The sequence below is a fragment of the Wolbachia endosymbiont of Madathamugadia hiepei genome (assembly GCF_013366855.1).
In the GTDB taxonomy this organism is placed as follows: domain Bacteria; phylum Pseudomonadota; class Alphaproteobacteria; order Rickettsiales; family Anaplasmataceae; genus Wolbachia.
The window spans coordinates 1-7,599 of record NZ_WQMP01000040.1; the positions used below are offsets into that span (position 1 = coordinate 1).

At 34.5% G+C, this 7,599-nt stretch carries 6 protein-coding genes and 2 pseudogenes; 4 read left to right on the plus strand and 4 right to left on the minus strand.

Annotated features, from left to right (window positions below; genetic code table 11):
• Window positions 1-66: 66 nt before the first annotated feature.
• Window positions 67-669 (minus strand): annotated as a pseudogene (locus GO685_RS02250) (transposase family protein); the annotation flags it as partial.
• A 986-nt stretch (window positions 670-1,655) separates the two neighbouring features.
• On the opposite strand from GO685_RS02250, the gene GO685_RS02255 reads away from it, so the two are divergent.
• Window positions 1,656-2,357, plus strand: a complete 702-nt coding sequence (locus tag GO685_RS02255) for a triosephosphate isomerase (protein ID WP_175937395.1) — start codon at window positions 1,656-1,658, stop codon at window positions 2,355-2,357.
• A gap of 695 nt (window positions 2,358-3,052) precedes the next feature.
• Here the strand turns inward: GO685_RS02255 and GO685_RS02260 are convergent.
• The 3 genes from GO685_RS02260 to GO685_RS02270 are packed head-to-tail and all read right to left on the minus strand — an operon-like array spanning window position 3,053 to window position 4,834.
• Window positions 3,053-3,430 (minus strand): cytochrome c-type biogenesis protein, encoded by a 378-nt coding sequence (locus tag GO685_RS02260; RefSeq protein ID WP_175937396.1) that lies wholly within the window; start codon window positions 3,428-3,430, stop codon window positions 3,053-3,055.
• Window positions 3,414-4,472, minus strand: a complete 1,059-nt coding sequence (locus GO685_RS02265; protein WP_175937397.1) for a hypothetical protein — start codon at window positions 4,470-4,472, stop codon at window positions 3,414-3,416. The genes GO685_RS02260 and GO685_RS02265 overlap by 17 nt, the downstream gene beginning before the upstream one ends.
• Window positions 4,473-4,474: 2 nt before the next feature.
• Complete coding sequence (locus GO685_RS02270) at window positions 4,475-4,834, minus strand: ferredoxin family 2Fe-2S iron-sulfur cluster binding protein (protein WP_175937398.1); 360 nt, start codon at window positions 4,832-4,834, stop codon at window positions 4,475-4,477.
• 112 nt (window positions 4,835-4,946) lie between these two features.
• Here GO685_RS02270 and GO685_RS02275 point away from each other — a divergent pair, with 112 nt between their 5' ends.
• The 3 genes and pseudogenes from GO685_RS02275 to GO685_RS02285 form a co-directional block, all read left to right on the plus strand.
• Window positions 4,947-6,485: a Mur ligase family protein gene (locus GO685_RS02275; RefSeq protein ID WP_175937399.1), complete on the plus strand. Its 1,539-nt coding sequence runs from the start codon at window positions 4,947-4,949 to the stop codon at window positions 6,483-6,485.
• Between the two features lie 6 nt (window positions 6,486-6,491).
• Complete coding sequence (locus GO685_RS02280; protein ID WP_175937400.1) at window positions 6,492-7,091, plus strand: COQ9 family protein; 600 nt, start codon at window positions 6,492-6,494, stop codon at window positions 7,089-7,091.
• Window positions 7,092-7,172: 81 nt separating this feature from the next.
• Window positions 7,173-7,415: pseudogene (locus GO685_RS02285) on the plus strand (alpha/beta hydrolase family protein); the annotation flags it as partial.
• Between the last annotated feature and the right edge of the window lie 184 nt (window positions 7,416-7,599).

Sequence of the window (7,599 nt, forward strand, 5' to 3'; positions counted from 1 at the left end):
CACATTTTTTCTACGCTTATTTCATATTCCATGCAACCCAAAAGGCCCTCTATTTCCAGCTCTTTCTTTATCGGCTAATCCATAGTTAGCGTTTATAGCTGTTTTTTCTGCATACAATTTGACAAATGCAACTCGCGAATAAGCATCAACGAAGGTTTGCTGATAGATTTTTCCTATACCTTCGATATATCCTACATAATAAGTATCCTGGCCACCTAAATATCCTGAATACTGTGCCTCAATTTCATCTTGTGCTTCTTTTTGTTCTTTAGCTTTTTCTAAAGCAATACGTTGCCCTTCTGTTAAAATTATGCCGCCTTGAGCTATTTTTGCTTCAAGTGCTTTTAATCTCTTTTCAAAAGTTTCAAGATTATGCCTTTTCCATACTGACCTTATCTCACCAGAAGATATTGAAATTCCTCTTTCTTTTAGTTTATTGGTCACACTTTTTTGTCCACATGCCGGAAGCTCTATCGCTATTTCTATAATTGCTTTTTCTATATGTTCTTGTACCCTCTTTGTAAACGGCAACCTTTTTTTATCCATTTCATGCAATACCTCTTCTTCTCCATTTTCGTATAATTCCCCGAGCCAATTAAATGTACCCCTAGAGCATCCCTTCACTTTGCACGCTTTAGATACATTTTCTAGCTGCTTTGCAAGTTTTATTAAGCTTAACTTTCATTTTATTATTTTTTTGTTACTCATAGATTAATTACCTTACTGATGTGATATATTTTTGATTCTACATCTTTTTTTGGTTAATTCAAGCAGCAAATTATAATTCTTTGACGGTCTTCTACTATCGTTATCAAAACGTAAAGAAAAGAGCTCAGAAACTTGCTACGTAATACTAATTGAACTTTAGATCCAGCTCTGATCACTATTGTAATCAGAACTTAATATACTCCCTTTTACTCCTCCCGCCATATTTTAATCCCATTTATATCTTTATTATCAATCCTGTTCCACTTTAAACCCGGTAAAGTAAGATTAGCTTAACTCTTTTATATCTTCAATTTCTACCTACTTTAACAAGGGCCACTAGCTCTGTATATTAATTGCAACATGCGCTACCACTAAAGCATTGCCTTACCCTCTTAATCTATAGGAATACTTTAGCTAGCATTTCAGCAGCTGTCACCTACTTTTTTATATAATGTTAACAAGCTGCGCAAGAATTTATAGAAAGAGCTCCATGAATCATACTACCTTCCTACTTTTTGATATAGCTTCGCTTTACCTTTCAAGCTGTAAAACTTCCCCAATTATTTACTCTATGATATTGGTATTTTGTTTTTCTTGCAGTCCATCAGTTTTAGATGACGGGGAACTCTGTTACATGACTATTAAAAAAGTGAAGACAGAAGCTGAAGGACTAAAGCTGGGCAAGTAAAATTCAAGAAAGCTATAATTAAAGAGAAAATTTGGTAGAGATGAGTAATGGTAAAAATTTTTTTATTGACTCAATTCCATTTCATTCCATAAACTTAATTTATTTTTTTATTAGATCTCAGCTAGGTACATACCTTTATGTAAATAAGGGTTAATAAAGCGCATCTTATACGGCTAGCTTTGCTAAATTGACAAGCAAGCGTGAGAAGAGTTTGTTTTGGTACTGTTGGGGCACTCTCACCTAATATAGTAAAAAGCTGATGTCCTTTTTAATAGTAGCAAATTGGAAGATGAATGGAACACGATCTTCGTTCGTCGACTTTATAGGCAAGCTTAACGGCAAGAGCAGTGAAATTGCCTCTAGGCTAGTGATTTGTCTACCTTTTACATCATTTCCAGATAACATAGAGCTAAGCAACAATATTAGTGTAGGGGCACAGAACTGCCATCATAAAAAATCTGGTTCTTATACAGGTGAAATCAGCGCAGAGATGTTGAAAGAATTAGGATGTACTCACGTAATACTTGGACATTCTGAAAGAACCGACGAAACAGATAGTGAAATAAAGCTTAAATCAGAAACAGCGATAGAGTCGGGCTTACACCCAATAATTTGTGTAGGTGAAGATGCGGAAGATTACAAGAGTGGAAAAACAAAGGAAGCAATAGAATATCAATGCAAAAACCGCTTGCCAACGCATGGTGAATATACTGTAGCATACGAACCGATATGGGCAATAGGTACAGGACATGTGCCAAGCAATGGTGTAATTGCTGAGGTGATAGAAGTGATAAAATCCTGCACTGGTAAAAAGCACGTTATATATGGTGGTTCAGTCAGTTCAGAAAATATAGAAAACTTGTTGAATATATCAAGTTTATCAGGAGTTTTAATTGGTAGTGCAAGCTTAGATTTTGACTGCTTTTATAAAATTGTACAACAGGTTGAAAAGGCCTATTAGTTCTGAAATCAGCAATTAAGCGACCTTGCATTGTATCCGTTTAGCGGAGTGGTGGAATGAGATAGACTAGATGCCCTAAAAGCAACCTTCACGGTTGCTTAATACCAATTTCCATTACACAGAAAGCGAATAGACAACAGTGGAAAAAAGCTACCCAATAGAAACAAAAAAAACTACTTGACAACCTTCGCCGTTACCCTTATCATAAAGTTGGAGCTATTCATTTAGCTTCAATCTGTGCAGATTAAACGACGAAAGTATCACGGCTGGCGTCTTATGTTTAATTTTTTGCACTATGTGCACCTCATGTCTTTATTAATTTCACCTAGATTTCTAGGTTTTTGCCTATACAAGCTGAAACGTGCTTATAAGTCGTTTAAGACAGTATAGTGCGCCAATTTGCAGGATTAGAGAGTGAGCAACTTCTACCACGGGGTTTCTTTTGTCTTTTTTTCTCCCTAGTAAATTTCTTAACGCTTAAGTCAAGGTTAGTTGTAGTTTAAAAGCAGCTAAATTGCAGCGTTTAAGGCTAAAAAGATGCCAATATTTTTGAACAGGTATTGACCAGGGTTTCTTTTGCTTTTTTCTTCATTTAGTAAATTTCTTAAATATTTATTACTAAAGTAATATCCTGGATTCCAGTGTCCACTACTTGGATGACAAGAAGAGGATGCGCTGGAATGACAGAAGAAGGGCTATTTGATGTATTTTCGTATCAGAAAATACCCTATTAGCAGAATTGTGAGTGGAATAAACCATAAAACATAAGTACTAGATTTTACAGGTGGAACAATTATAATTGAATCTCCATAAGAATTTTTTAGCTCTAAGATTATTTGCTTGTTAGTATTTCCATCACTGATCTTTTTACGAATTGTCTTGCGCATATCGTGTGCAATCTTAGATTCGGATTCAGATAATGACTCACCAGAACATATTGGACACTTTATTATTTCAAATAAATTAGTTGCTCGCTTTTCCATACTTTTGTCTATGAGCTTATCATCCAAAGTAAAAGCGTTTATGCTTAAGTGGAATGTCAATGTAAAAAGTAAGCTAACTACCGCTTTCATTCTTGGTTAGCTCAATGACTTTACTTAGTTGGTTCATAAAATCAGTAGTAGATAACTTTCCAATAAAACTTGACCCTACATCATTGTCGTATTTTATTGAAAATTGAATGCTGTTGTCAGTTGTTTTTTCTGATAAGGAAGATATTAACTTTTCAAATGCATCTGAAGCTTTTGGGTGATTTTTCTCACCAGTTAAAAGCGGGATCAATTCTTTGTAATTTGACACAGCCACGTTGATTTTATCTTTAAATGAAGATGTAACCAGATTGTAATTGTTTATTCCACCGTCTGCAGTAAGAGAAAAATTATTACTCTGAATTAAAAATTTTTCTATGTTGAAATTAATTCTGGAAGCTGAAATGTGGTTTACAAATTCATAATCAAATTTAGTGTCGATATTAAGATAACTTTCGGGACTTGCAGCATTTTTATACCGGTAAGTATAAAAATCAAATCCTAGCTTAGTATTTCCATTCAGTTCTTTGTTAAGGTGAATTTGAATGTAATTGCTTTTATCATTCACTTCAGTTATAACACTCTGCTGATTTTCTGAATCAGCTGCAACACCACATCTCAGTCCATGGTCTTCGTAACGAAGTGTATCTATATAGTCTATCATAGTGCCATTTCTGTCAAACCTTAGCGAAGATGGTAAATCGTTTAGTTTGACAACAAAGTGATTGTTATTGTTTGTGTGACATTTTATATTCTTTGTCTCGTCGCCATGAACGGTAATATTGACTTCATTGCTTGGTATGTAGATATATACTGATTTATCGAATAATTTATTTTTTATCACTAAAGCTTCTGATGAGATAGTTAATTGCTCATTGGAGAACTTTGGGTTTGTCACGTGGAAGATTAGACTAGAAGGGAATCCGCTAAAATCATGTGAAATATCAAATTTTTCGTCGTTAATGTATAGTATTGTTTCCGCTAAAAGATTTTTTATTTTACATGCAGAAAAATACCAAAACCCACTATAAGCTGTGGGGATAAATAAAAGTAAAGAGATGATAATATAGATAAAAACCTTACGCATAGCTAATCATTCCCTTGTTTATCAAGCGATATGTTTCTTGTTCCCCTTGGTATGGTTACACACAAGCCATCAATATCTTTTGTAATTTTTATTTGGCACCCAAGCCTTGATGTCTCTGTCAAGCCAAAAGCTAGATCTAACATATCATTTTCCTCATCAGATATAGGATTATACATTTCTACAGCATCATAAAATTTTGGATCAACGATTACATGGCATGTAGAGCAGGCAAGAGAACCTTCACATGCGCCTTCAAGCAAGTCTGGGTCGTTTCTGTGAGCTAAGTTAAGCAGAGTCTCTTCCTCTGCAGCTTCATAACTTTTCTTACTTCCATCAAGTGAAATAAAAGTGACGGATGGCATATTACTTTCCTATTAAAATCCTTACTAACTTTTCTATATTCTACAGGTAATAATTAACATTTGCAAATTCTTTACGTTAAGCCTATTATATAACATCTTCTGAAAACAAGTAATGCAACTGAACAAATACAAAAATCAAAATGTTGCGGTTTTTGGTCTTGGTAAAACTGGTTTGTCTGTTATTAACGCTCTAATGAAGAGCGGTGCAAGAATATATGCGTGGGATGATAGCGAAGAGCAAATAGCAGATGCAAAAATGATGTATTGGGGGTGTAATTTTATTCATCCCAGAGAATATAATTGGCATGAAATAGGAACGTTGATTTTAAGCCCTGGAGTGCCAATTTCACATCCAACGCCGCATTGGATAGTAAAACTTGCAAGAAGCGTTGACTGCAAAATAAAATCTGATATCGAGTTATTTCTTGAAGTTAAAGCTACGAACCAGAAGGTAATAGCCGTCACAGGCACAAATGGCAAATCAACCACTACATCGCTAATAGGGCATATATTAAAATCTGCAGGGAAAAAGGTAGCTATTGGTGGAAACTTAGGTGTTCCTGTTTTAGATCTAGAAAGAGATGCAGAAATTTATGTAATTGAGTTTTCCTCTTTTCAATTGGAGTTGATGAATGAAATTAACGTGGACATTGCAGTATTGCTCAACATTACACCAGACCACATAGACAGACATGGAAATATGGAGAATTATATAGCAACTAAATTGAAACTGATAAACGGTAGTGAGACTGTCGTGATAGGATGTGATAATGAGATTACCGCTAATGCATTCAACAAATTCACTGGGAATAAGGTTCCAGTTTCAGGGACATACTTCCCGGTGTCATTCCAGCGCGTGACGCTGGAATCCAGAAAAGAAAAACCACTGTCAGTTACTCAAATGATAGAGGGTGGTACAAGAGGTCTAATATCATTGATAGGTAATAATTTGCTTGACTATAGTGAACAGATTACTGGTACAGAACAAAATTGCCTGGATCCCAGTGTCAGCTACTTGGATGACAAAAAAGGTGCTGCGATCCAGAAAAACTTGATAAAGTTAGAGAATTATAACTTATCAATAAATGACGTGAAAATAAACTTAACATCCAACGCAGAAAACATAGCAACCGCATATGCCGTATGTAAGCTGCTTAGAATAGATAACAACACTGTTATCAATGGAGTCAAATCCTTTCCAGGTTTGAAACACAGAAATGAATTACTCGGCAAAATAGAAAATGTGTTTTTTGTGAACGATAGCAAAGCAACTAATGCCAAGTCGAGCGAAAAAGCGATTTTGTCTTATAAAAACATATATTGGATTGTTGGCGGAAGAAGTAAAGAAGGTGGCATAGAGTCACTAAGCAAGCATTTTACAAGAATTAGAAAAGCTTTTCTAATTGGAGAATCAACAGAAGCTTTTGCAAATGTTATGGGGAATAAAGTAGATTGTATGAAGTGTTATGATCTAGAAAACGCATTTAAACTGGCTTTCGAAGAGGCCATAAATGGCAAAGAAGAAGTAACGATATTGCTTTCTCCTGCATGTTCTTCTTTTGATCAGTGGAAAAATTTTGAAGAACGAGGTGACACATTTTGCAGAATGTTTGAAAATCTCAGGTACAATTACATGTACTGTTTAGTATAATGTTGTATGGAACAAGATGAAATAAAGTCAGTAGTAGACGAACTGATTAGGGTCATTCCATTTGAGGGAATAAGCGATGAAACCTTATTGAAAGTGTGCACGGACCTTAACCTAGCCAATAGCTTTTGCAAATTTCAAAATGGAATATATAGTGCTTTGGAGTATATAGCAGAGGATTTAAATAGTGCAATGGAAGCTGAGCTAATAAACTCCAATTTAGAAGATATGAAAGTGCGGGAGCGAGTAAAATTAGCTGTTCAAATACGCCTATCAAACTACGCTAAACTATCAAATTATAGAGAGTTTTTAAAAAATGTTTTACTATTTTCTGTATTGCCAAAAAATACATACTTTTCTAGTAAACTCTTGTACAGAACTGTTAGTGCAATTTGGTATGATATCTACGATCAATCAACAGATTTTAATTACTATACAAAACGGGCAATATTAGCTGGGGTATATTTAAGCACAATGCTTTTCTTCATCAATGACTATTCAGAAGGTTTTGCAGATACTCTATCATTTCTTGACAGACGTATCGACAACGTCATGGCATTTCAAAAGTTCAAAACTCGTTTAAAAGGAATTGTGGGAAGTTTCCTATAGGTTTTTTAAGCTACGTTTTAAAGCCATCTTGGCTTTCTTTAGTTTTTATGTTAAGATAGTAGGATGTTTATCAATGAAAAAATGAAAGTTATTTGTTATCTTGACCCCAACATTAAACCAGAAAAAGATGCAAAGCACATAATAAACTTTTTTGGGATACTTGGGTGTATTAAGGTTAATGCACTTGGTAAAGACGAATCCAAAGAGCAAGAAGGTAAATTTAATATAGTTAGGCATTACTTCGACTATCCTTATTTTTCTAGAATTGTCAACCCAAAACTCTTTCAAAAAGAATTGGACGATGAAGAAAAAAAATTTACTAGGCTCTATGAACAAAAGTTTGTCATGAGAAAATAAGGAAAGATGTAGCAAAAACTGGTAGTTTAACTTAGCTACAAATAGAGAAACTACCAAATAGCATATTATATAAAAGAAGGAAATTGAAAACAAGTTTTTAGTTTTTTGAAAAGCGTGAAAGGAATACACAGCAAGAGCAAAGAGAAATTGA